The 24,219-nt window shown below is 46.5% G+C and carries 22 protein-coding genes; 6 read left to right on the top strand and 16 right to left on the bottom strand.

Annotated elements, in window-relative coordinates; genetic code table 11:
* The first annotated feature begins 251 nt into the window (after window positions 1-251).
* Genes ilvG through ilvA form a run of 5 tightly spaced genes read left to right on the top strand, consistent with a single transcriptional unit; the run spans window position 252 to window position 6,585 of the window.
* On the top strand, window positions 252-1,898 hold the full coding sequence (gene ilvG, locus Q1A70_RS05590; RefSeq protein WP_299687632.1) for an acetolactate synthase 2 catalytic subunit: 1,647 nt from the start codon (window positions 252-254) through the stop codon (window positions 1,896-1,898).
* Between the two features lies 1 nt (window position 1,899).
* Window positions 1,900-2,184 (top strand): acetolactate synthase 2 small subunit, encoded by a 285-nt coding sequence (gene ilvM / locus Q1A70_RS05585; RefSeq protein WP_009848112.1) that lies wholly within the window; start codon window positions 1,900-1,902, stop codon window positions 2,182-2,184.
* A gap of 12 nt (window positions 2,185-2,196) precedes the next feature.
* Window positions 2,197-3,141, top strand: a complete 945-nt coding sequence (locus tag Q1A70_RS05580) for a branched-chain amino acid transaminase (RefSeq protein ID WP_299687637.1) — start codon at window positions 2,197-2,199, stop codon at window positions 3,139-3,141.
* A 55-nt stretch (window positions 3,142-3,196) separates the two neighbouring features.
* Window positions 3,197-5,038, top strand: coding sequence for a dihydroxy-acid dehydratase (ilvD, locus tag Q1A70_RS05575; RefSeq protein ID WP_299687640.1), 1,842 nt, complete (start codon window positions 3,197-3,199; stop codon window positions 5,036-5,038).
* A 2-nt stretch (window positions 5,039-5,040) separates the two neighbouring features.
* On the top strand, window positions 5,041-6,585 hold the full coding sequence (gene ilvA / locus Q1A70_RS05570) for a threonine ammonia-lyase, biosynthetic (RefSeq protein ID WP_299687643.1): 1,545 nt from the start codon (window positions 5,041-5,043) through the stop codon (window positions 6,583-6,585).
* Between the two features lie 110 nt (window positions 6,586-6,695).
* Here ilvA and punR read toward each other — a convergent pair whose 3' ends face one another.
* Window positions 6,696-7,613 carry a DNA-binding transcriptional activator PunR gene (punR, locus tag Q1A70_RS05565; protein ID WP_299687646.1) on the bottom strand — a complete coding sequence of 306 codons (918 nt, stop codon included), beginning with the start codon at window positions 7,611-7,613 and terminating at the stop codon, window positions 6,696-6,698.
* 163 nt (window positions 7,614-7,776) lie between these two features.
* On the opposite strand from punR, the gene punC reads away from it, so the two are divergent.
* Complete coding sequence (gene punC, locus Q1A70_RS05560) at window positions 7,777-8,988, top strand: purine nucleoside transporter PunC (protein ID WP_299687649.1); 1,212 nt, start codon at window positions 7,777-7,779, stop codon at window positions 8,986-8,988.
* Between the two features lie 69 nt (window positions 8,989-9,057).
* On the opposite strand, the gene Q1A70_RS05555 is transcribed toward punC, so the two are convergent.
* The 15 genes from Q1A70_RS05555 to mnmG all read right to left on the bottom strand — a co-directional run bounded on the left by Q1A70_RS05555 (window position 9,058) and on the right by mnmG (window position 23,810).
* A complete protein-coding gene (locus tag Q1A70_RS05555; protein WP_299687778.1) occupies window positions 9,058-10,677 on the bottom strand; it encodes a sensor domain-containing diguanylate cyclase in 1,620 nt (539 codons plus the stop codon).
* 226 nt (window positions 10,678-10,903) lie between these two features.
* Complete coding sequence (gene glmU / locus Q1A70_RS05550) at window positions 10,904-12,262, bottom strand: bifunctional UDP-N-acetylglucosamine diphosphorylase/glucosamine-1-phosphate N-acetyltransferase GlmU (RefSeq protein ID WP_299687652.1); 1,359 nt, start codon at window positions 12,260-12,262, stop codon at window positions 10,904-10,906.
* A 189-nt stretch (window positions 12,263-12,451) separates the two neighbouring features.
* The gene (locus Q1A70_RS05545) at window positions 12,452-12,874 is read right to left on the bottom strand and encodes a F0F1 ATP synthase subunit epsilon (RefSeq protein WP_017069564.1); all 423 of its coding nucleotides are present in this window, start codon (window positions 12,872-12,874) and stop codon (window positions 12,452-12,454) included.
* An 18-nt stretch (window positions 12,875-12,892) separates the two neighbouring features.
* Window positions 12,893-14,296: a F0F1 ATP synthase subunit beta gene (atpD, locus tag Q1A70_RS05540; protein ID WP_299687656.1), complete on the bottom strand. Its 1,404-nt coding sequence runs from the start codon at window positions 14,294-14,296 to the stop codon at window positions 12,893-12,895.
* A gap of 51 nt (window positions 14,297-14,347) precedes the next feature.
* Window positions 14,348-15,214 (bottom strand): F0F1 ATP synthase subunit gamma, encoded by an 867-nt coding sequence (gene atpG, locus Q1A70_RS05535; RefSeq protein ID WP_299687659.1) that lies wholly within the window; start codon window positions 15,212-15,214, stop codon window positions 14,348-14,350.
* A gap of 48 nt (window positions 15,215-15,262) precedes the next feature.
* The gene (gene atpA / locus Q1A70_RS05530) at window positions 15,263-16,804 is read right to left on the bottom strand and encodes a F0F1 ATP synthase subunit alpha (protein WP_299687663.1); all 1,542 of its coding nucleotides are present in this window, start codon (window positions 16,802-16,804) and stop codon (window positions 15,263-15,265) included.
* Between the two features lie 13 nt (window positions 16,805-16,817).
* Entirely contained in the window at window positions 16,818-17,351 is a 534-nt protein-coding gene (gene atpH, locus Q1A70_RS05525; RefSeq protein ID WP_299687666.1) for a F0F1 ATP synthase subunit delta, read from the bottom strand.
* A 15-nt stretch (window positions 17,352-17,366) separates the two neighbouring features.
* The gene (atpF, locus tag Q1A70_RS05520; RefSeq protein ID WP_032545592.1) at window positions 17,367-17,837 is read right to left on the bottom strand and encodes a F0F1 ATP synthase subunit B; all 471 of its coding nucleotides are present in this window, start codon (window positions 17,835-17,837) and stop codon (window positions 17,367-17,369) included.
* 59 nt (window positions 17,838-17,896) lie between these two features.
* Window positions 17,897-18,154, bottom strand: a complete 258-nt coding sequence (atpE, locus tag Q1A70_RS05515) for a F0F1 ATP synthase subunit C (protein WP_299687673.1) — start codon at window positions 18,152-18,154, stop codon at window positions 17,897-17,899.
* Window positions 18,155-18,201: 47 nt separating this feature from the next.
* A complete protein-coding gene (gene atpB, locus Q1A70_RS05510) occupies window positions 18,202-18,999 on the bottom strand; it encodes a F0F1 ATP synthase subunit A (protein ID WP_299687676.1) in 798 nt (265 codons plus the stop codon).
* 3 nt (window positions 19,000-19,002) lie between these two features.
* Window positions 19,003-19,398, bottom strand: a complete 396-nt coding sequence (locus Q1A70_RS05505) for a F0F1 ATP synthase subunit I (protein ID WP_299687679.1) — start codon at window positions 19,396-19,398, stop codon at window positions 19,003-19,005.
* A gap of 191 nt (window positions 19,399-19,589) precedes the next feature.
* Window positions 19,590-20,471, bottom strand: a complete 882-nt coding sequence (locus Q1A70_RS05500; RefSeq protein ID WP_299687682.1) for a ParB/RepB/Spo0J family partition protein — start codon at window positions 20,469-20,471, stop codon at window positions 19,590-19,592.
* 23 nt (window positions 20,472-20,494) lie between these two features.
* Window positions 20,495-21,268 carry a ParA family protein gene (locus tag Q1A70_RS05495; RefSeq protein ID WP_299687685.1) on the bottom strand — a complete coding sequence of 258 codons (774 nt, stop codon included), beginning with the start codon at window positions 21,266-21,268 and terminating at the stop codon, window positions 20,495-20,497.
* Window positions 21,269-21,282: 14 nt separating this feature from the next.
* The gene (rsmG, locus tag Q1A70_RS05490; protein WP_076654327.1) at window positions 21,283-21,915 is read right to left on the bottom strand and encodes a 16S rRNA (guanine(527)-N(7))-methyltransferase RsmG; all 633 of its coding nucleotides are present in this window, start codon (window positions 21,913-21,915) and stop codon (window positions 21,283-21,285) included.
* On the bottom strand, window positions 21,915-23,810 hold the full coding sequence (gene mnmG, locus Q1A70_RS05485) for a tRNA uridine-5-carboxymethylaminomethyl(34) synthesis enzyme MnmG (protein ID WP_299687688.1): 1,896 nt from the start codon (window positions 23,808-23,810) through the stop codon (window positions 21,915-21,917). The genes rsmG and mnmG overlap by 1 nt, the downstream gene beginning before the upstream one ends.
* Window positions 23,811-24,219: the final 409 nt, after the last annotated feature.

The raw sequence follows: 24,219 nt of genomic DNA, 5'->3' as shown, positions 1-24,219 counted from the left end.
CTTTACGCACTGATTAACCTGATTATCGTAGTCACGATTAAGACTACGCGGGGGCGAGTGGGAAGAAAGTAACCACGAATTAGAAAAAACCCCCGCACTACCAAGTCCGGGGGTTTTTTCTAATTTAACAATTCGATTTTTTATTTTTGAAGCATTTTCGGCCTTGCCGATTGACAGGAAGAATGGGAGCACAAGATGTGCAGAGACAATGGAAACAGTTACCAAAATAAAGGTAATACGGAGGAATTACGATGAAAGGCGCAGAACTGGTCGTATCCGCACTCAAGCAACAAGGCATTGAGACCGTATTTGGTTACCCAGGTGGTGCCATCATGCCAATCTATGATGCTCTCTACGATGGCGGGGTTGAGCACATCTTATGTCGCCATGAGCAAGGCGCGGCAATGGCGGCGATTGGTATGGCTCGTGCAACGCAAGATATCGCGGTGTGCATGGCAACCTCAGGTCCAGGGGCGACTAACTTGGTCACTGGCCTCGCTGATGCCTTTATGGATTCCATTCCACTGGTTGCTATCACAGGTCAAGTCGCGAGCTCCCACATCGGCACCGATGCATTCCAAGAGATGGACGTGATTGGTATGTCTCTGTCATGTACCAAACACAGCTACCTAGTGACTGATATTGAAGAGCTTGCACCCACATTAGCGGAAGCATTTGTGGTAGCAAAAGCAGGACGTCCCGGTCCGGTTATTGTTGATATCGCTAAAGATGTTCAATTAGCCGAAGCACCTGTACACACTCTTCCAGAGTTTACTCCACCCGCAATTCCTGTCGCGACAACCGATGCCATTGAACAAGCACAATACTTCTTGTCTCAGGCAACTCGCCCTGTTTTATACGTAGGTGGTGGTGTTCAACTGGCGAAAGCGACCGACTCTGTTCGTGAGTTTTTACGCCTTAATCCAATGCCTGCCGTTAGCACATTGAAAGGCTTGGGCACCATCGAACGTGACGACCCACATTACCTTGGTATGTTGGGTATGCACGGCACCAAAGCCGCTAACCTTGTGGTTCAAGAGAGTGACCTATTGATTGTTGTTGGTGCGCGTTTTGATGACCGAGTAACAGGCAAACTCGATACCTTCGCACCACATGCGAAAGTGATTCATATCGATATCGATGCAGCCGAGTTCAGTAAACTGCGCCTTGCCAATGCGCCAATTCGCGGTGACATCAACAAGATCATGCCTCAGTTGGAACTCAGCCAAGATATCTCCTCTTGGATTCACCATTCTGAAGGCCTTCGCAGTTCATTCAAGTGGCGTTATGACCACCCGGGCGATCTGATCTTCGCTCCACTGCTGTTGAAGCAACTGTCAGATATGATGCCAGCAAGCTCGATGGTATCTACCGATGTTGGTCAGCACCAAATGTGGGCTGCTCAACATATTCAGCCTCGCGATCCACAAAATTTCATCACTTCGGCAGGTTTAGGCACCATGGGCTTTGGCTTACCTGCTGCGATGGGGGCATCGGTTAGCCGACCTGATGACCAATCGATTCTGATCTCTGGTGATGGCTCGTTCATGATGAACGTACAAGAGCTTGGCACACTGAAGCGCCGTCAAATCCCAGTAAAAATGGTGCTGCTGAATAACTCTCGTTTGGGCATGGTTCGCCAATGGCAATCACTGTTCTTTGATGGTCGCCACAGCGAAACCATTTTGGATGACAACCCTGACTTCGTGATGCTCGCGAAAGCGTTTGATATCCCGGGCAAAACCATCACACGTAAAGAAGAAGTTGAACCGGCATTGAAAGAGATGCTTGAGAGTAAAACCGCTTACCTACTTCATGTCCTCATCGATGAAGAACAAAACGTATGGCCACTAGTACCGCCAGGTGCTTCAAACAGCGAGATGTTGGAGAACACATAACATGAAAAGATACCTATTAGACATCAAAGCCGATGATAAGCCTGTCCTGCTAGAGCGTGTTCTTCGTGTTATCCGTCACCGTGGCTTCATTGTTAAACAAGTCGCGGGCACTCAAAATCACGAAAGCAAAGTGGCGAGTGTTGAGATCATTGTCGACAGTGAGCGTCCGATCTCTTTCTTGGTAAACCAGATCGAAAAGCTGTGGGATGTGCGTACCGTTGACGTTATCTCTATCAGCCGCAATGAACTACCGAACAACAATTTACAACAAAAGATAAACGCATAAGGAACCGCGAACATGACAGCTAAAACAGCAGACTATATTTGGTTTAACGGTGAAATGGTTCCTTGGGCAGAGGCGAACGTTCACGTCCTGACCCACGCAATGCACTACGGTACGTCAGTATTTGAAGGGGTGCGTTGCTACAACACCCCAAAGGGGCCGGTGATCTTCCGTCACCCAGAGCATGCTCGACGCCTCAAAGATTCTGCCAAAATTTATCGCTTCCCTATTCCTTATACCGAGGAAGAAATTATGGAAGCAACACGCGAAACGCTACGCCAAAACAAACTTGAGTCGGCCTACATCCGCCCGTTAGGCTTTGTCGGCAACGTTGGCTTGGGCGTATGCCCTCCAGAAGGCTCAGAAATGGAGCTGATCATCGCCGCTTTCCCTTGGGGCTCTTACCTCGGTGAAGAAGCGCTCGAAAATGGCGTAGATGCGATGATTTCTAGCTGGAACCGTGCGGCTCCAAACACGATCCCAACCGCAGCAAAAGCCGGTGGTAACTACCTATCTTCACTATTAGTTGGTGGTGAAGCGCGTCGTCATGGTTACGATGAAGGTATCGCCCTGAGTGTTGATGGTTACCTGTCTGAAGGTGCAGGTGAGAACATCTTTGTGGTGCGTAATGGCGTGCTCTCCACACCACCAGCGACCAGTGCAATTCTGCCGGGCATCACTCGTGATTCGATCATGACACTAGCCAAAGACATGGGTTATGAGATCCGTGAAGAGAATATTGCTCGTGAAGCGCTCTACCTTGCTGATGAAGTATTCATGACAGGTACAGCTGCCGAGATCGTTCCGGTTCGCAGTGTCGACAAAATTACAGTAGGTGAAGGCAAACGCGGCCCTATCACTGAAAAAGTTCAAGCGGCTTACTTTGGTTTATTCAATGGCACCACAGAAGATAAATGGGGCTGGTTAGACTACGTTTACCCAGAAACCGCTTCTCAGTAACCCATACACCAACAAATAAGTAGCAACAGCCCAATATTTTATAAGGATTCTAGCAATGCCAATCTATCGTTCAGCAACGACTACCCACGGACGCAACATGGCTGGTGCGCGCGCTTTATGGCGTGCAACTGGCGTTAAAGAGGATGATTTCGGTAAACCGATCATCGCGGTTGTGAACTCTTTCACTCAATTTGTACCTGGCCACGTCCATCTTAAAGACATGGGGCAATTGGTTGCGGGTGAAATCGAGAAAGCGGGCGGTATCGCAAAAGAATTCAACACCATCGCGGTGGATGACGGTATCGCAATGGGCCACGGCGGCATGCTGTACTCACTACCATCACGTGAGCTTATCGCAGATTCAGTCGAATACATGGTCAATGCACACTGCGCCGATGCGATGGTGTGTATCTCGAACTGTGACAAAATCACTCCGGGAATGATGATGGCAGCAATGCGTCTTAATATCCCTGTGATCTTTGTCTCTGGCGGTCCAATGGAAGCAGGTAAAACCAAGCTTTCCGATCAAATCATCAAGCTCGACTTGGTTGATGCTATGGTTCAAGGTGCCGATCCGACTGTTTCAGATGAGCAAAGTGAGCAAGTAGAACGCTCTGCATGTCCAACATGTGGTTCGTGCTCTGGTATGTTCACCGCCAACTCAATGAACTGTCTAACCGAGGCACTTGGCCTATCTCAGCCAGGTAACGGCTCGATGCTGGCTACCCACGCAGACCGTGAAGCACTGTTCATCAATGCTGGTAAGCGCATCGTTGAACTGACGAAGCGTTACTACGAGCAAGATGACGAATCGGCACTGCCGCGCAATATTGCCGACCGCGCAGCATTCGAAAACGCGATGGCACTCGACATCGCGATGGGTGGCTCAAGTAATACCGTTCTTCATCTACTGGCAGCAGCTCAAGAAGGTAACGTTAACTTTGACATGACTGATATCGACGAGATGTCTCGCCGTGTCCCGCACCTCTGTAAGGTGGCCCCTTCAACGCCTATCTACCACATGGAAGATGTGCACCGTGCTGGTGGCGTCATGGCGATCCTAGGTGAGCTTGATCGTGCCGGCCTACTCAACAACCAAACTCGCACTGTACTTGGTCTTACCATGCAAGAGCAGCTTGCTCAGTACGACATCATGCAGACCGAAGACGAGGCAGTGCTTAAATTCTTCCGCGCAGGTCCTGCGGGTATTCGCACCACTAAGGCCTTCTCTCAGGATTGCCGTTGGGACCGCCTTGATGATGACCGCAAAGAGGGGTGTATTCGCACCAAAGAGAATGCATTCAGCCAAGAAGGTGGCCTAGCGGTACTGTCAGGCAACATCGCGGTCGATGGTTGTATCGTTAAGACTGCGGGTGTTGATGAAGAAAACCTTAAATTCCAAGGCCCAGCTATCGTATTCGAAAGCCAAGATAGCGCTGTTGATGGCATCTTAGGTGGCAAAGTGAAAGCAGGCGAAGTGGTTATTATTCGTTACGAAGGTCCTAAAGGCGGACCGGGTATGCAAGAGATGCTCTACCCAACCACTTACCTAAAATCGATGGGGCTAGGCAAGTCTTGTGCACTGCTAACCGATGGCCGTTTCTCTGGTGGTACATCAGGTCTGTCTATCGGTCACGTCTCTCCAGAAGCTGCGAGTGGCGGTGTGATTGGCCTGGTGAACACTGGCGATATCATCACTATCGATATCCCGAGCCGCTCAATCACACTGGATGTTGCTGAAGATGAACTGGCAGCACGTCGTGAAAAACAAGATGCACTGGGCTGGAAACCAGAAAACCGTCAACGTGAAGTGTCATTTGCACTGAAAGCTTATGCAAGCATGGCAACCAGTGCCGACAAAGGCGCAGTGCGTGATAAGTCTAAGCTTGAGGGCTAACTATGAGTGATGACACGGTCAGCCTCCACCAACAAACTGGCGCAGATTATCTGCGTCAGATCCTGAGAGCGCCGGTTTACGAAGCGGCAATCGTGACCCCTCTCCAAGAGATGCCGCGTTTAAGCACGCGTATTGGCAATCAGGTGCAGCTTAAACGAGAAGACCGTCAGCCGGTGCACTCATTTAAGCTGCGCGGTGCCTACAACATGGTATCAAGCCTTTCTGATCAGCAAAAAGCCGCAGGGGTGATTACAGCATCAGCGGGGAACCACGCTCAAGGCATGGCGCTGTCTGGTGCTAAGCTAGGCATTCAAACCACGATCGTGATGCCAAAAACCACACCGGACATAAAGGTTGATGCGGTACGTGGCTTTGGCGGTAACGTCGTTTTGCACGGCAGCAACTTTGATGAGGCTAAGGCAGAGGCTGAACGCCTTTCAGCTGAACACGGCTACACCTTTGTGCCTCCTTTCGATCACCCGCTGGTGATCGCAGGGCAAGGCACAATGGGCATGGAGATGCTTCAGCAGAATGGCCACATGGATTACATCTTTGTGCCTGTTGGTGGTGGTGGCTTGGCCGCTGGTGTTGCTGTGTTAGTTAAACAGCTGATGCCAGAGATTAAGGTCATTGCGGTAGAGCCGGAAGAGTCAGCTTGCTTGAAAGCGGCACTCGATGCGGGTGAGCCCGTGGTGCTTGATCAGGTCAGCATGTTTGCTGATGGCGTAGCCGTTAAACGCATTGGTGAAGAGACATTCCGCCTATGCCAACAGTACATTGATGGCCATATTGCGGTGTCTAGCGATGAGATCTGTGCGGCAGTCAAAGACATCTTTGAAGACACGCGCGCGATTGCTGAACCTTCAGGGGCGCTGGCTCTCGCTGGTTTAAAGAAGTTTGCCGAGCAGAATCAACTGCAAGACAAGCAATTGGCGACGGTATTGTCGGGCGCGAACACTAACTTCCACGGTTTGCGTTATGTCTCTGAACGTTGTGAGCTGGGTGAGAAGCGCGAAGGTTTGCTGGCAGTGACCATTCCAGAGCGACAAGGTGCGTTCTTGGAATTTTGTAACCTGATTGGCGGCCGAGCGGTGACGGAGTTTAACTACCGCCACAATGATGAAAGTCTTGCCAATATCTTCGTGGGTGTGCGTTTGCAAAACGGGCAGGAAGAGCTCGACCACATCATCAATGACCTACGCCAAGATGACTATCCGGTTGTTGATCTCTCTGATGATGAGATGGCCAAACTGCACATTCGCTACATGATTGGCGGTAGACCAGCGAAGCCATTGAAAGAGCGTCTATACAGCTTTGAGTTTCCAGAGTACCCAGGGGCACTGATTAAGTTCCTTGATACCTTAGGCACTCACTGGAACATCAGCTTGTTCAACTATCGCAACCACGGTGCCGATTACGGCCGAGTACTGTGTGGCTTTGAACTTGGTGATGATGATTTGGCGCAGTTCTCATCTCACCTCAGAGAGCTAGGTTATCAATGCAAAGATGAAACCGATAACCCTTCTTACAAGTTCTTCTTGTCTTAAGCAATAGACCTGTAGATTGAATATCAACCCCAAAAGAGCGAGTGAATACTCGCTCTTTTTTATCGGTGAAGATTTGGCTCAAACTTGAAAAGGATCATCCAATAAAGAGATCACTCGATCGCTTCGCGATGATCCAACCAGTCCTGATAAAGTTGCTCGCTCGATCCTAGGTATTTCACCATCCATTCGATCAATTTATGATTATCGTCTTTTCGCCACACCAGACAACAATGACTCTGTGGGCTAGGCTCAGGCAAGATTTTCTCCACCAGCAAGCCTTGCTTGATAATAGGCGCGGCGATATGTCTTGGCATGTAGCCCACTCCAACACCATTTTTGAGACACTCAATCGCACTGTGCCAGTTGGGTAACAATAGCCGTCTTTGATTACCATAGTGCCCAGTGTGGCGTTTAGGTAGCACGCTAGAGGTATCATCCAAACAGATTGCTGGAAACTGACTCACAAACTCTTCATTGAGGCTTTGCTCTCGCACACACGGGTGACTTGGCGACATCACAAACGCCCAATCTAAGCGTCCCATGTCTTTCACCTCAAAGTCACCACCGACTGGAATCGCGGAAGTAGCACCAATCACGATGTCCGCCCGACCCTGTGCAATGGCCTCCCAAGAGCCGTTGAACACCTCCATGTTGATCTGAAGTTCTGCAAACTCAAACGTTTGGTAGAACTCTTCAATCATCGGTTTCATCTTGTCGAGCTTCACCACGTTATCGAGCGTTAACCTCAAGGTTTTCTTCCAACCACGAGCAGCGCGTCGCGTCTGGGCGCTGACCTCTTCCATTTGCCTGAGCAGAGCACGCGCCTCTTCAATGAACAGTTCACCTGCAGGCGTCAGCTCAACCTTTCTCGGTAAACGTCTGAAAAGTAATACATCCAGTTCTTGTTCGACCTGCCTAACACCATAGCTGATCGCTGATGGTACTTTATGCAATTGCTCCGCAGCAGCCGTAAAACTACCTAGGCGAGCAACCGTATCGAGCATTTCTAAAGAGGATTTAGAGAACATAAGCCTTCAAATTTTTTGATTGATAACCACATATTTTAGCGTTTTATTTTATCAGGTCTGAAAAATAGAATGTCAGCATAAATAAACAGGGGCTTTCACTTCTGTCTATCAAACAATTTTTTTGATGATAAATGCATCACTACTTTTAGCTTAATGGCATCTTATGAATATTTCTAAATTTCAATTGGTCTACCTTGCAGTACTTTCAATGCTTGGTTTTATTGCGACCGATATGTACCTTCCTGCATTTAAGGCGATGGAAATCGATTTCGCAACCGGTCCTGAGCAGATCGCCCTATCTCTTACTGTGTTCCTTGGTGGTATGGCTATGGGTCAGCTTCTTTGGGGTCTGGCGAGTGATAAATACGGCCACCGAAATACACTAGCAGTTGGTCTTGTTATCTTTACGGCAGCTTCATTCGGCTTGGCATTCAGCACCGAGGTATGGCACCTACTGACACTGCGCTTCATTCAAGCAATCGGTGTATGTGCACCTGCGGTAATTTGGCAAGCAATGGTGATTAAGCGTTACTCTCAAAGCAGCAGCCAACAAATTTTTGCAACCATCATGCCTTTGGTAGCGCTCTCTCCAGCATTGGCACCTCAACTTGGTGTTCTACTGGCTGACAACTTCGGCTGGCACAGCATCTTCATCACGTTAACGCTGATGGGTACACTGCTGGTAGCAACCACGATGGCTCAACCGAAGGAAGCGCCAGAAGTAAAACAAACATCTATCAAAACAGACATTAAGACACTTCTTAAATCAAAGCCTTACATGGGCAATGTATTGATGTTTGCATCGGCTTCAGCGGCGTTCTTCGCTTACCTAACCGGTATGCCAGAGATCATGGCTCAGCTAGGCTATGAAGCAAAAGACATCGGCTTAAGCTTTATCCCACAAACTATCGCATTCATGGCAGGTGGTTACTTCGGTAAGCAAGCAGTGAAGAAATATGGCGATAGCGTAGTACTAAGAAATCTAATTGGTTTATTCAGCGTTGCTGCAATGCTTATCTTCATCGCATCACAGTGGGAACTGACATCAATCTGGCCTCTACTAGCACCTTTCTGTTTGATTGCTGTAGCAAATGGCGCACTGTACCCAATCGTCGTAAACCGTGCCCTATCAAGTGCGAAGCAAAGCCCTGCAACAGCGGCAGGCCTACAGAACAGTCTGCAAATCAGCATCAGTGGCCTATCAAGCGCATTGGTAGCTGCAATGGCGAGCCAAGCACTAAGCGCAACAGGCATCGCGGTTGTGATTTGTTTGGCCGCATTGTGGGTTGGCTACATTGTTTCGAACAAGGAGCTGTCTGAGCATTTCGCGACACCAGATAACTCTCGAGTAGTCGCTGACGAGAAACAAGACTAGTTCCTCATTTACGGAAACAAAAAAGAGCGAGATTACTCGCTCTTTTTTCTATCTAAATTTTACTTCTACTTATTTCGCAGCGACTTCACCATCGACCACTTCTAGCGCAGGCGCTTTCTGGCGGCTGTATTCATCATAGTTAACCACTCGGCTACGACCCATGTCTTTGGCCATATAGAGTGCGTTGTCAGCCATCTTAACCAGAGATTCGGTATCAGAGGCTGGCTTAGGATAGGTCGCCACACCAATTGAAACTCCAAGCTGACCTAATGATAGGCCTTTGTGTTCAAGGTGCATAGAACGCACAGCATCACACAAGATTTGTCCAAACTCAGTCGCTTGCTGCATGGTGTAATGCGGAAGCAGCAAAGCTAACTCTTCACCACCCAATCGACAAGCAATCTCATCTTCACTCACACTTTGTTTAAGTAGCGCACTGATCTCTTTCAATACGAAATCACCCGCATCATGACCAAAATTGTCATTAAAGCGCTTGAAGTGATCGAGATCGAGCATCAACAACGACAATGGTTGTTCGCTGGTGGCAGAATTCATTGAGTGCTCTTCCAGCTTCTGCTCGAAGAAGCGACGGTTGAATAAGCCAGTCAGTGGATCGCTCAATGCTTGAGAACGCAGTTTCTCTTGCAAGCTGAGGTTGGCCAAAGCGAGCCCCAAGTGCTCCGAAACACTAAAAGCCAACTGTTCAATAATCGGGTCAATCTTGATATCACCTTGACCAAAGTAGAGGTGCATAATACCAATGGTATTGCCGTGTGCTGTCAGTGGAATACACAAGGTTTGATTGTTGTCCATTTCGTGCATGTGACCACAAGTAAGAGAATGAAAATCATTATTCGATAGGTGGGCACGCCCTTTGCGAAGCGACCAGCACTCTTCCGGAGCAAAGCTTACACTGCCTGGCCATGTTTCTCCCCAATCAAGCTGGGTAACCAACTGGTTACGCGAGGCGCGTATCAGAGAGACACTGCCATTCACCTGACCAAGAATACGCGGTAATATATCTGAAACGATCTGCTGCGCCTCAACCATGTTGCTGCACGCGGCCAGCATAGTCGCAAGGCGATGCATCAGCTCAATTTCATGGGTTCTTTGGCGAATGCGTTCATCCTGCTTCTTTTGCTCCTCTTCCACTCGATGAACGATTTGGCGATTGCTCACGTAAGAGGTGCCAATCAAGAAACTTAAGCTCAGCACGACCATGCCTACCAGTATTCCCATTAATTGGAAGTTCATCTGTTTCAATTGATGCATTGGTGAGGAGATCACGACAACGAAATCTTGCCCGTTAACGCTCTCTTTCATTGAATAATAGATTCGGTCTATGGAGGTCACGGTACTAAAACGGACATCACTGCCAATACCTTGCTGAAGCGCTTGTTGGAATTCGGGGCGGTTAGCGTGGTTTTCCACTCTCGCCAATGCATGCTCAGATAAGTCCGTATCCCCTATCACTACCCCATCGGTATTGATCACTTGAATTCGAAGGCGAGTATTGGCTTGAGTTAACCCTCCAATATAGTGATCAACATCCACGCCAGTCGTAAATAACTCACTGTCTTCACGAATTTCATAGATAACATCGGACATCAAAGAAACAAGATGATCGCGCTCATTCTCCACCACTAACTTTTCCAAGGTGACATAAAAGCCATAGAGACCTATTAACATTGAAAAAGACAAAATAATGATCGGCAATGTTTGCCATTTCTTTTCAACCAATATCACGATGCATTAACCCAAACTTACCGAACTGTAACCTGAATACTAACAATCCTCCAACAAAATGCAATTGGCAAATCTATTCTTTAGCTGTCAGTAAATTCTGACAAAAAAGCCAGTAACTTGCGTTACTGGCTTTGATTGGAATTAGATTTTACTAGCTGGTAGCGAAAGGTTACTTCTTCGTCGGACGTTTCCAGTCTGCGATCTTACGCTCTTTAGCTCGGCTGATAACCAGCTCATTTTCCGATACATCACGTGTAACTGTAGAGCCAGCACCCAACGTCGCACCATTACCAATAGTAACAGGTGCTATCAGTTGACTGTCTGAGCCTACAAACACGTCATCACCAATGATGGTCTTAAACTTATTCGCCCCATCGTAGTTACAAGTAATTGCACCCGCACCCACGTTTACGCGCTGACCAATTTCAGCATCACCAAGATAAGTCAGGTGGTTGGCTTTAGAGCCTTCACCAAGGCAAGTGTTCTTCACTTCAACAAAGTTGCCGACGTGCGAATTGTTACGCATATCCGCACCCGGGCGTAGACGAGTGAAAGGACCAACAGTACAGTCTTCACCAACGGTCGCCCCTTCAATTACGCTGTATGGACGAACGATGGTGTTGTCGTCAATCTCACAGTCTTTCAATACACAGCCCGTGCCGATAACCACGTTATCGCCAATGCTTACGCTGCCTTCGATGATAACGTTGGTATCAATCTCAACATCCATACCGCACTGAAGCTCGCCGCGCAGATCAAAGCGACTTGGATCGCGTAGCATAACGCCCTGCTTCAATAGCTTGTCAGCTTGCCCAGCTTGGTAAGCGCGCTCTAGGCGAGCCAGTTGTGAACGATCGTTAACGCCTTCCACTTCAATTGGGCTGACTGGGTGTACGGCTTCAACGGCACGACCTTCATCGTGAGCAGCTGCGATAACGTCAGTCAGGTAGTATTCACCTTGTGCGTTGTCGTTGCTTAGGCCGGATAACCAACGCTTGAGATCGCCGCCCGTCGCCACCATAACGCCAGTATTGATCTCTTTGATAAGCTTCTGCTCATCGGTGGCATCTTTTTGTTCAACGATAGCCACAACTGGGCCATTACGACGAATAATGCGACCGTACCCCATAGGGTTGTCTAACACGACTGTAAGCAGTGCAATGCCACCGTTTGGTTGAGCATCCAATAGGTTTTCAATGGTTTCAGGAGAGATCAGTGGCACATCACCGTATAGCACCAATACTTTTTCATCATCAGCAAAATGCGCAGAGGCCTGATCCACTGCGTGGCCGGTGCCTAGCTGCTCCGCTTGCAGCGCCCAATTAACCGATTCTTCAGCTAAGGTTGCCTTCATCTGATCACCAGCGTGGCCGTAAACCAGATTGATGTTTTGAGCGCCTAGACCATTACAGGTATCGATAACATGCTTCACCATAGGCTTGCCCGCAAGCGTATGCAGAACCTTTGGCATATTAGAATACATGCGAGTACCTTTGCCCGCCGCGAGAATTACTGCACTAAACTTCATTGTAAACCTATCCAACGTTATTTTTATTAAGCAGTCATTGTAACCGTTTTTGACAAATAACTAAAATCAGCAGCTATTTAACCACTTAACCAATACGGATAAATTAGAGAAACGTTTTTGGTCATCCAAATATGCAAAAAGGCGACCCTTAGGTCGCCTTTATCTCAGAGCCAATCATCTTATAAAAGATTAACGGCGCTGCTTTGTCAGTTCGATAACTCGTAACTGAGCAATGGCTTTAGCCAGTTCACCGGCCGCTTGTGCGAAGTCTATGTCGCCATGCTGATTTTGGATATTCTCCACAGCCTTGCGCTTAGCTTCTTCCGCCTTTGCTGCGTCTAGCTCTTCACCACGGATAGCCGTATCAGCCAGTACAGTTGCTGTACCAGGCTGAACTTCTACCATACCACCAGAAACATAAATGATTTCTTCGTGGCCGTGCTGCTTAACAATACGCACCATGCCAGGCTTGATAGCGGTCAGCAGTGGACAGTGACCATGGAAAATACCAAGTTCACCCTCACTACCGGTCACCTGAAACGTTTCAACAAGACCAGAGAAAAGTTTTTTCTCTGCACTCACTACGTCTAGGTGAAAGGTTATTGCTGCCATATCGCCTCCTAGTTAGCCTTATAGCTTCTTAGCATTCTCAATAGCATCGTCGATAGTACCGCAGTACATGAACGCTTGCTCTGGAATGTCATCGTATTCACCAGATAGTAGACCTTGGAAGCCACGTAGAGTCTCTTTAAGAGGTACGTAAACACCTGGGTCACCAGTAAATACTTCCGCTACGTGGTAAGGCTGAGTAAGGAACTTCTCAATCTTACGAGCACGAGATACTACTTGCTTATCTTCTTCAGATAGCTCGTCCATACCTAGGATAGCAATGATATCTTTCAGCTCTTTATAGCGCTGAAGTGTAGACTGAACGCCACGAGCTGTGTCGTAGTGCTCTTGTCCAACAACCAATGGATCCAGTTGGCGAGAAGTAGAATCTAGCGGGTCGATCGCTGGGTATAAACCCATTGCTGCGATGTTACGGTTAAGTACAACCGTTGCATCCAAGTGCGCGAACGTTGTTGCTGGAGACGGGTCAGTCAAGTCATCCGCTGGTACGTATACCGCCTGTACAGACGTGATAGAACCTGCTTTCGTTGACGTGATACGCTCTTGTAGAACACCCATTTCTTCAGCAAGCGTAGGTTGGTAACCTACCGCAGAAGGCATACGACCTAGAAGTGCTGATACCTCAGTACCTGCAAGCGTGTAACGGTAAATGTTATCAATGAACAGTAGTACGTCACGACCTTCGTCACGGAAGCGCTCTGCCATTGTTAGACCAGTCAGTGCAACACGTAGACGGTTACCTGGTGGCTCGTTCATCTGACCGTAAACCATTGCTACTTTTGATTCTTCAGGTTTTTCGATGTTTACAACACCCGCTTCCTGCATCTCAAAGTAGAAATCGTTACCTTCACGAGTACGCTCACCTACACCTGCAAATACAGATAGGCCAGAGTGTTGAAGTGCGATGTTGTTGATAAGTTCCATCATGTTAACGGTCTTACCTACACCAGCACCACCGAATAGACCGATTTTACCACCCTTAGCGAATGGACAAACCAAGTCAATTACCTTAACACCCGTCTCTAGAAGAGCTGTCTCGTTAGACTGTTCTTCGTAGCTTGGAGCTTGACGGTGAATTGCGTAGTGCTCTTCTGCACCGATTTCACCACACTCATCAATCGCGTCACCTAGAACGTTCATGATTCGACCTAAGGTCTGAGTACCAACTGGTACTGAGATTGGAGCGCCAGTATTTTCTACTGTCAAACCACGACGTAAACCATCAGAGCTACCCATTACGATTGCGCGAACTACGCCACCGCCAAGTTGTTGCTGAACTTCAAGAACTAGACGCTCTTTCACTTCATTAACATTCAGAGCATCGTATACACGAGGTACTTCGCCCTGTGGGAACTCTACGTCGACTACCGCACCGATGATCTGTACGATCTTACCTGTAGCCATCGTTAATCCTCTAACTATTTAGTTTTACCTAAGCTTAAAATGAATAAGCGATTAAACCGCTGCTGCGCCTGAAACGATTTCAGAAAGTTCTTGTGTAATAGCCGCTTGACGCGCCTTGTTGTACACAAGCTCTAAATCTTCGATTAGGTCATGAGCGTTGTCGGTTGCAGCTTTCATTGCAATCATTCGAGCCGCTTGCTCACAAGCAAGGTTCTCTACCACACCTTGATACACTTGAGATTCGACATAACGAACCAATAGTGCATCTAGTAGTAGTTTTGGCTCAGGCTCATAAATGTAGTCCCAAGCATGATCGCGCTGCATGTCTTCGCTATCCGATTTCGGCAAAGGAAGTAATTGATCGATCGTTGGTTCTTGTACCATAGTGTTTTCAAACTTGTTGAACACTACGTACAGGCGATCTAATTCACCTTCATCATATTTCTTCAGCATTACGCTTACAGAGCCGATTAAGTCCTCAAGGCTTGGGCTATCGCCTAGGCCAGAAACTTGAGCTGCTACTTTCGCGCCGCTGTTGTTGAAAAATGCTGTTGCTTTTGAACCTACAATTGCAAGCTCAACATCAGCACCTTTACCAGACCACTCTTGCATGTCATTCATGGCTTTCTTGAACAAGTTAATGTTCAAACCACCACAAAGACCACGGTCTGTAGAAACGATGATGTAACCAACACGTTTGGCTTCACGTTCCTCAAGATAAGGATGCTTATACTCAAGGCTGCCGTTAGCCAAATGACCGATCACTTTACGCATTGTTTCTGCATATGGACGAGTAGCCTCCATAGCGTCTTGAGAACGACGCATTTTTGAAGCTGCTACCATTTCCATTGCTTTCGTAATCTTCTGTGTGCTTTTAACACTACCGATTTTATTACGTATCTCTTTTGCGCCGGCCATCGTTACTCTCCGTTAATGGTATGAGGTGACCCTAAGGCCACCCACCAATTACCAGGTCTGGGTTGCTTTGAAATCGTCAACAAGCTTCTTCAGCTCGGCTTCGATATCATTGTTGTAAACACCCGTTGTGTCGATCTGTGTCGCTAGATCTGCATATTGACTACGAGCAAACGACAGTAAAGCTGCTTCAAAATCTAGAACTTTAGAAAGCTCTACGTCTTGAAGGTATCCACGCTCTGCTGCGAAAACGACAACAGATTGGTCAAATACAGACATCGGAGCATATTGTTTCTGCTTCATCAGTTCTGTTACTTTTTGACCATGGTCTAGCTGCTTCTTAGTCGCGTCATCAAGATCCGATGAGAACTGTGCAAATGCTGCAAGTTCACGGTATTGAGCTAGAGCTGTACGGATACCGCCAGATAGTTTCTTGATGATTTTAGTCTGCGCTGAACCACCTACACGAGATACTGAGATACCAGGGTCAACCGCTGGACGTACGCCCGCGTTGAATAGCTCAGTTTGCAGGAAGATCTGACCATCGGTAATCGAGATTACGTTCGTCGGTACGAATGCAGATACGTCACCAGCTTGCGTTTCGATGATAGGAAGAGCAGTTAAAGAACCAGTCTTTCCTTTCACTTCACCTTTCGTGAATTCTTCTACGTAGTGTTCGCTTACACGAGCAGCACGCTCTAGTAGACGAGAGTGAAGGTAGAAAACATCACCTGGGAACGCTTCACGACCTGGTGGACGCTTAAGCAATAGTGAGATCTGACGGTAAGCAACAGCTTGCTTAGATAGATCATCATAAACAATCAGTGCATCTTCACCGCGATCACGGAAGTATTCACCCATCGCACAACCAGCATACGGTGCAAGGTATTGCAGCGCTGCAGATTCAGAAGCCGATGCAACAACAACAACAGTGTTTGCTAGTGCGCCGTGCTCTTCTAGTTTGCGAACTACGTTAGCAATAGTCGACGCTTTTTGGCCGATTGCAACGTAGATAGAGAAAATACCAGAATTTTTTTGGTTAATAATCGCATCGATCGCCATCGCTGTTTTACCAGTCTGACGGTCACCGATAATAAGTTCACGTTGACCACGACCGATAGGGATCATTGAGTCAACTGACTTGTAACCAGTTTGAACAGGTTGATCTACCGATTTACGGTCGATTACACCTGGTGCGATAATTTCTACAGGCGAAGTCAATTTCGCATCAATAGGACCTTTACCATCAATTGGCTCACCTAGCGTGTTTACCACACGACCAAGCATTTCAGGACCTACTGGTACTTCTAGAATACGACCCGTACCTGTAACTTTCATGCCTTCCTGTAGGTCAGCATATGGGCCCATTACAACAGCACCAACCGAATCACGGTTCAAGTTAAGTGCTAGCGCGTAACGGCCACCCGGTAGTTCAATCATTTCACCTTGCATCACGTCCGCTAGGCCGTGAATGCTAAGGATGCCATCGCTTACCGAAACGATAGTACCTTCATTGCGAGCTTCACTAACAACGTCGAAAGATTCAATACGTTGTTTAATTAGATCGCTAATTTCAGTGGAATTAAGTTGCATGCTCCAATCCCCATTAAGACTGCAATGCATCGCTCAGGCGGTCTAAACGACTGCGCGCTGAGTTATCGATGACTAGGTCTCCGGCTCGAATAATAACTCCACTAAGTAGAGTCTCATCTATACTGCAATTCAGCTGAACTTTGCGCGCTAAGCGCTGTTCCAATTTGCTGCTGATCTCTGCGCGTTGTTCTTCAGAAAGTGCAACAGCTGAAGTTACTTCAACGTCGATCTCTTTCTCGTGCTCTTGTTTGAGCAATAAGAACTCTTTACAGACATCAGGAAAAGCCATTAAGCGGCCATTCTCTGCCATTACTTTTATCAAGTTCTGGCCGAATTCATCAAATTGTTCGCCACAAATTACAATGAATACTTCAGCTAATTTTTCAGCAGTTTGAGAACTGCTTAAGAAATTGTGAACATCATCATTTTGTGCCACTTCGGCAGCAAAAGTAAGCATCTGACCCCATTGGTCTAGCTCACCTTTCTCTACCGCAAAGTCAAACGCTGCTTTAGCATAGGGGCGTGCGATTGTAGTCAAATCAGACATATACAGCCCCTTGCTTTAAAGTTTTGCAGTAATGTTGTTAAGAAGATCATCGTGTACATCTTTATCGATTGTACGCTCAAGGATTTTCTCAGCACCAGCAATTGCCAGAGTTGCGACTTGTTTGCGCAGGTCATCACGGGCACGTGTGCGCTCAGCTTCAATTTCTGCTTCCGCTTGCGCTAAGATTTTCTGGCGTTCTGCCTGAGCCTCTTCGCGAGCTTCATCAATAATTTGAGCCTTGCGTTTGTTTGCCTGTTCAATAACCTCAGTTGCGGTGCGCTTCGCTTCTTTCAATTGGTCAGAAGCGTTGGCTTGTGCTAGATCCAAGTTTTTAGCAGCGCGTTCAGCGGCTACTAGACCGTCAGCAATTTTTTTCTGACGCTCTTCAATTGCTTGCATGATTGGTGGCCATACATATTTCATGCAGAACCAAACAAACATAGAAAAAGCAATTGCTTGACCTAACAGAGTTGCGTTCATATTCACAACAGCTACCCCTCGTTAAGAATCAACTACAAAAATTTAATTAACTAATTAACAGTTAATTAGCCTGCTAGTTGACCAACAAATGGGTTAGCAAACGTGAATAGTAGTGCGATTACGATACCGATCATTGGAACAGCATCCAGTAGACCAGCGATGATGAACATCTTAACTTGTAGCATTGGAGCCATTTCAGGTTGACGCGCAGCGCCTTCTAGGAATTTACCACCAAGAATAGCAAAACCAATTGCAGTACCTAAGGCACAAAGACCAACAATAATAGCAACAGCGATTGCTGAAAAACTTAGTACAGTTTCCATTTACGTTCTCCGATTAACATTAATAGTTAGAATAAAACTTAAAAATTTTAGTGATCGCCATCTTCATGGGCCATTGATAAATAAACAATTGTCAACATCATGAAAACAAATGCTTGAATCAAAATAACCAAGATATGGAAGATAGCCCAAGGTAGAGAACCTACCCATTGTAAATACCACGGTAGCATTGCCGCACAAAGAATGAATACAACCTCACCGGCGAACATGTTACCGAATAGACGCATACCGAGTGATAGAGGCTTCGCGAGTAGCGATACCACTTCAATCAGTAGGTTAAACGGAATCATGATTGGGTGATTAAATGGATGTAAAGCAAGTTCTTTGGCGAATCCACCTAAGCCTTTTACTTTGATGCTGTAGTAGATCATCAGAGCAAAAACACCTAAGGCCATTGACATGGTTATATTAACATCAGCTGAAGGAACCACTTTCAAGTAAGGGATACCTAGCCAATGCTCCGCAGGATATGGTAAGAAATCGATAGGCACTAAGTCCATCAAGTTCATTAAAATAATCCAGCAGAATATAGTCAGTGCTAATGGAGCAATCAGAGGGTTGCGTCCATGGAAAGTTTCCTTAACGTTGTCATCAACGAATTCCACTACCATTTCAACAAAACACTGAAGCTTACCAGGTACACCTACTGTTGCTTTCTTAGCGACGGAGCGAAAAACCCAAAGGAATAACACCCCTGTCAACACAGAAAAAAACAGACTGTCTATATGTACGTTCCAGAAACTTGTCTCCTCTACAAGACCAAACTTAGCTAAAGAAAGGTTTTGTAAATGGTGTGCAATGTATCCGGATGCTGTTGGCGCAGCCATAACTCATCCTATTTTTTTATTGTTAATGAAAAGCACTGGCGCAAAGATATTAATACCTAGAACCAGTAAATAGGTCAGTTTGAGGGGAATTAATTCCACCTGCATATACATGTAGACAATAGAGAATAGTAGAACTGTGATTAAGATTTTTAGCACTTCGCCTGCATAAAACGACGCCGTCACTAACTTGGTTGCACGAGCTCCACAAAAGAGGAAAGCGCACACACAAAAAACCACATTCGCGATGACAAAAATACCACCACCAATTAATGCAGCAAAACCCCAATCAGGATTAACAGCTAAACCTAACCCTATCGCCAATAATATAACCGCGCTAAGCTCGATCAATAACATTTGCTTTGCAAGCACTCGTCCTGGTCTTACTAACGCAGTTACCATGTATTCGTTCCTCTTTAAGCCCATTTGGTCACTCAATACAAGGTGACCAGAGAAATTGGCAAAAATTATACGTTCAGCTAAAGTGATTGCAACAACAACACAGCAATCATTTACATTTTTGTATACAAACCTACATTTATTGAAATAATTTGTATTTTTATTACATGATTGAGCGGACTCAATTATCTCATTTAATGTACCAATTTGGCAATAAGTTGCTCTAATTCGTCGGGTTTATCAAGTAAAATTGTCACTTTTGACTTACCACTAACAGAGCGTATAACTGAAACTTTTGCTTGCAACTTTTCAGTGAGTCTTCGAGAAAGCTCTAAGGATTCTTTGTCCTCGGGCTTCAATTTGCTCTCAACCTCTGGTTTTAAACACTTTTTGACAAGTTGTTCAGTTTGACGCACCGTCATTTTTTTAGTTGCTGCAGTGTTGGCCGCATCAACCTGAATCTCACCTTCTAGGGCAAGCAGTGCTCGAGCGTGGCCCATCTCAAGCTGTTTTGATACCACCAAAGCCTTAACGGGGTCAGCCAACTGATTCAAACGTAATAAGTTACTGACCGTCGCTCGCGACTTGCCAATCACCTCAGCCACCTTTTGGTGTGTCAGTTCAAATTCGTTCTGTAAGCGCTCTAGCGCTTGCGCTTCTTCGATAACGTTAAGGTCTTCGCGCTGAATATTCTCGATCAACGCCATCGCAATCGCCGCTTTGTCTTCAACCCTCTTGATTAAGCATGGCACTCGCTTAAGGCCCGCTTGACGGGCCGCTCTCCAGCGACGTTCACCCGCGATAATCTCAAACTGGTCGTGTGCCAGAGGGCGTACAACGATCGGCTGGATAATACCTTGAGATTGAATGGATACAGCCAGCTCTTCTAGTGCTTCCGGCGCAATATCCCTACGTGGTTGATAAACACCAGGTTGTAAACAACCAACAACCAGTTCCGTCAACTCACCATCAGCAGATAAAACCTGACTTTGAGACGCAACTTGCTGTTTTTCACGAGCCAACGAGCTAGTTGCAAGTAATGCATCTAGCCCCATTCCTAAACCACGCTTAGACATTGAGTGAATTCCTTTGGTTAGACCTATACGGGTACTTCTTCACGACGCAACATTTCCCCTGCAAGAGCAAGGTATGCCTTAGCACCTGAGGAATATTTGTCGTAGTACATTGCTGGCTTGCCATGACTCGGCGCTTCTGCCAGACGTACATTTCTAGGGATCACAGTTCGATAAACCTTGCTACCGAAGTGTTTTTTGAGTTGATCAGATACTTCATTTGATAAGCGATTACGAGGATCGTACATCGTGCGGAGAAGACCTTCGATCTTCAAATTTTCATTTACTACCGCAGCAAGCTTACTGATGGTATCCATCAACGCGGTTAAACCTTCTAGAGCAAAATATTCACATTGCATCGGAACCAATACGGAATCAGCCGCAGCCATCGCATTAATTGTAAGAAGGTTTAAAGAGGGGGGGCAATCGATAAAGATGAAATCATAGTTATTACGAACTGACGCCAATGCATTCTTAAGGCGAACCTCACGAGCAAACACTTCCATCAACTTGATTTCAGCAGCCGTGACATCACCATTGGCGGCGATGAGATCGTAATGACCGGATGTCCTTCGACAAACAACCTCATCAAATGGGGTATCTTCTACGAGCAGGTCGTAAGCGGTGGCTTCAACCTGATATTTGTCGACACCACTCGCCATAGTGGCATTACCTTGAGGATCGAGGTCAACAACCAATACCTTGCGTTTTGTTGCCGCCATTGATGCTGCTAAATTGATGCAAGTTGTTGTTTTACCTACGCCACCTTTCTGGTTGGCAATTGCTACTATTCTACCCACTATGGCCTCGCTGATTATCCCTGTCGCGATAAAGTAACTAGATGACGCTCCCCATCAAGCTCTGGAACTTGAAGAGCCTTAATGTCTGTCACTGAACACCATTCAGGTAACAGATCAATTTCGTCTCTAGGATGTTGTCCCTTAAGAGCCAAAAATACACCGGATTGCTCTTTAGGTAAATGGTGACACCACTCTACCATGTCTGTCATTGACGCAAATGCACGACTGAGCACTGCATCAAACTTTTCTTCCGGTTGAAACTCTTCAACACGACTTTGAACGGGCACCACGTTGTCGATCCCCAGTTCATGAATCACCTGCTTGATAAAACGAATACGCTTACCCAAGCTATCTAGCAAATAAAACTCGCAGTCAGGGTTCATGATTGAGAGCGGAATCCCAGGTAAACCAGGTCCCGTACCGACATCGATAAAGCGCTTACCTTGTAAGTGAGTGCTAACAATGATGCTATCTAAGATATGTTTCACCATCATTTCTAATGGATCACGAACCGATGTCAGGTTGTAAGCTTTGTTCCATTTATTCAGTAGCTCAACGTAGCCAACCAACTGGCCACGCTGCTTTTCAGATACTTCAAGTTCAGTCTGGCCAATCAGGTGATCCAGTTTTTCGCGTAATGCGCTCATTATGCTTCCTCACCTTTTTTTAACAGGCCGTGTTTTTTCAAGTAAACCAACAGAATTGAGATCGCTGCAGGTGTGATACCTGAAATTCGCGAAGCAATACCAATTGAGTCCGGTTTGGTGGTGGTTAGTTTAAGAACCACTTCGTTAGAAAGCCCTTTCACTTGGCTGTAATCAATATCAGCCGGCAGTTTGGTGTTTTCATGACGCAGTGATTTTTCAATTTCATCTTGTTGGCGTTGGATGTAGCCTTCGTACTTCACTTGGATCTCAACTTGCTCAGATGCTTGTTGATCTTCCAGTGCAGGAGCAAAACGATCCAGAGCCGTAAGCTGTGAATAAGTCATCTCTGGACGACGCAGAAGATCTTCACCACTGGCTTCGCGAGACATTGGGGTTTTCAATATTTGGTTCAGTTGATCAATATCTTCAGATTTTGGATTAATCCAAGTATCTTTGAGACGTTGACGTTCCTTCTCCATGTTTTCCATCTTCTCGTTGAAACGAGCCCAACGAGCGTCATCAACAAGGCCAAGTTCACGCGATTTTTCAGTCAAGCGGATATCGGCGTTGTCTTCACGAAGTAGCAGACGGTATTCCGCGCGAGACGTAAACATGCGGTAAGGTTCTTTGGTGCCCATGGTAGATAGATCGTCAATAAGCACGCCCATATAAGCTTGATCACGACGCGGGCTCCAGCCTTCTTTGCCTTGGGTAAACAAACTCGCATTCAGACCCGCCATCAAGCCTTGTGCTGCCGCTTCTTCGTAGCCAGTGGTGCCATTGATTTGGCCGGCAAAGAATAGACCCTTAATAAACTTGGTTTCGTAAGTCAGCTTAAGGTCGCGAGGATCAAAGAAATCATATTCGATCGCATAACCAGGACGAACGATGTGCGCATTTTCAAAGCCCTTCATCGAGCGAACAATTTGAACCTGTACGTCAAACGGTAAGCTGGTCGAGATGCCATTCGGGTACAGCTCGTGGGTCGTTAGACCTTCTGGCTCAATAAAAATTTGGTGGCTATTTTTATCTGCAAAACGCATCACCTTATCTTCAATAGATGGGCAATAGCGAGGACCAATACCCTCAATTACCCCCGCGTACATTGGGCTGCGATCGAGATTAGCGCGAATAACGTCATGCGTATTTTCATTGGTATGTGTGATGTAGCATGGAATTTGACGAGGCTGTTGCGCTCGGCTACCCATGAATGAAAATACCGGAGTTGGGTTATCGCCATGTTGGACTTCCAGCTCAGAAAAATCAACGCTACGTGCATCGATACGAGGAGGGGTCCCTGTTTTTAGGCGATCAACTCGGAATGGAAGATCACGAAGACGGTCCGCCAAAGCGATCGACGGTGGATCACCAGCACGGCCACCTGAAGAGCTTTCCATACCAATATGGATCTTTCCGCCTAGGAATGTTCCGACTGTCAGTACCACAGCACTGGCGCGGAACTTAAGCCCCATCTGAGTCACCACACCCACCACTTGATCCTGTTCAACGATCAAATCATCAACCGACTGTTGGAATAGGGTTAAGTTTGGTGTGTTCTCAAGAGCATTACGCACAAAAGCCTTGTAAAGAGCTCGGTCAGCTTGTGCACGAGTTGCACGTACCGCAGGGCCTTTTGATGCGTTTAATGTTCGGAATTGAATACCTGCATGATCAATAGCTTGCGCCATTAAACCACCCATCGCATCGACCTCTTTCACCAAGTGGCCTTTACCGATCCCACCGATAGCAGGGTTACAGGACATTTGTCCTAACGTATCGATATTGTGCGTAAGCAATAACGTACTTTGACCAGTACGTGCAGATGCGAGTGCGGCTTCCGTTCCTGCATGGCCACCACCAACAACGATGACGTCAAATTTTTCGTGATAAAGCATGAACCGACCTCAGGTATTCAAATGTTTTCTAGACAGAGAAAAAGGAGCGATATTCTACCTGTTTTCATAGCATGAGAAAACGTTTTTGGGATTTTTCGAATAAGCGTTTTTTAATTAATATAGATAAGATCTTTAAGGAGATCTTTTATTAGATCTATTATTAGGATCGAGTGCATTTGTGGATAACTCAGAAATGATCAACGAGATCATGGATCTTTTTTTGATCAGATGGTGTGATCTAACTTTGATCAGGATGAGGATTAGCTGGGATCAAAATGGCTACTTATTCACAGATGAAAATTAGCCTAAAACTTGTTATTTGGATAACTATAGGTTAATCACCGTATATGTATGATCTTATCCACAGCCAAAATGGGAAATAGATCGTCAATTTTCGATGTTTTTGATA

The sequence above is a fragment of the uncultured Vibrio sp. genome (assembly GCF_947488985.1).
GTDB lineage: Bacteria > Pseudomonadota > Gammaproteobacteria > Enterobacterales > Vibrionaceae > Vibrio.
Note: the sequence above shows the minus strand (reverse complement) of the source record. Positions and strands in the feature narration are given on the sequence as shown.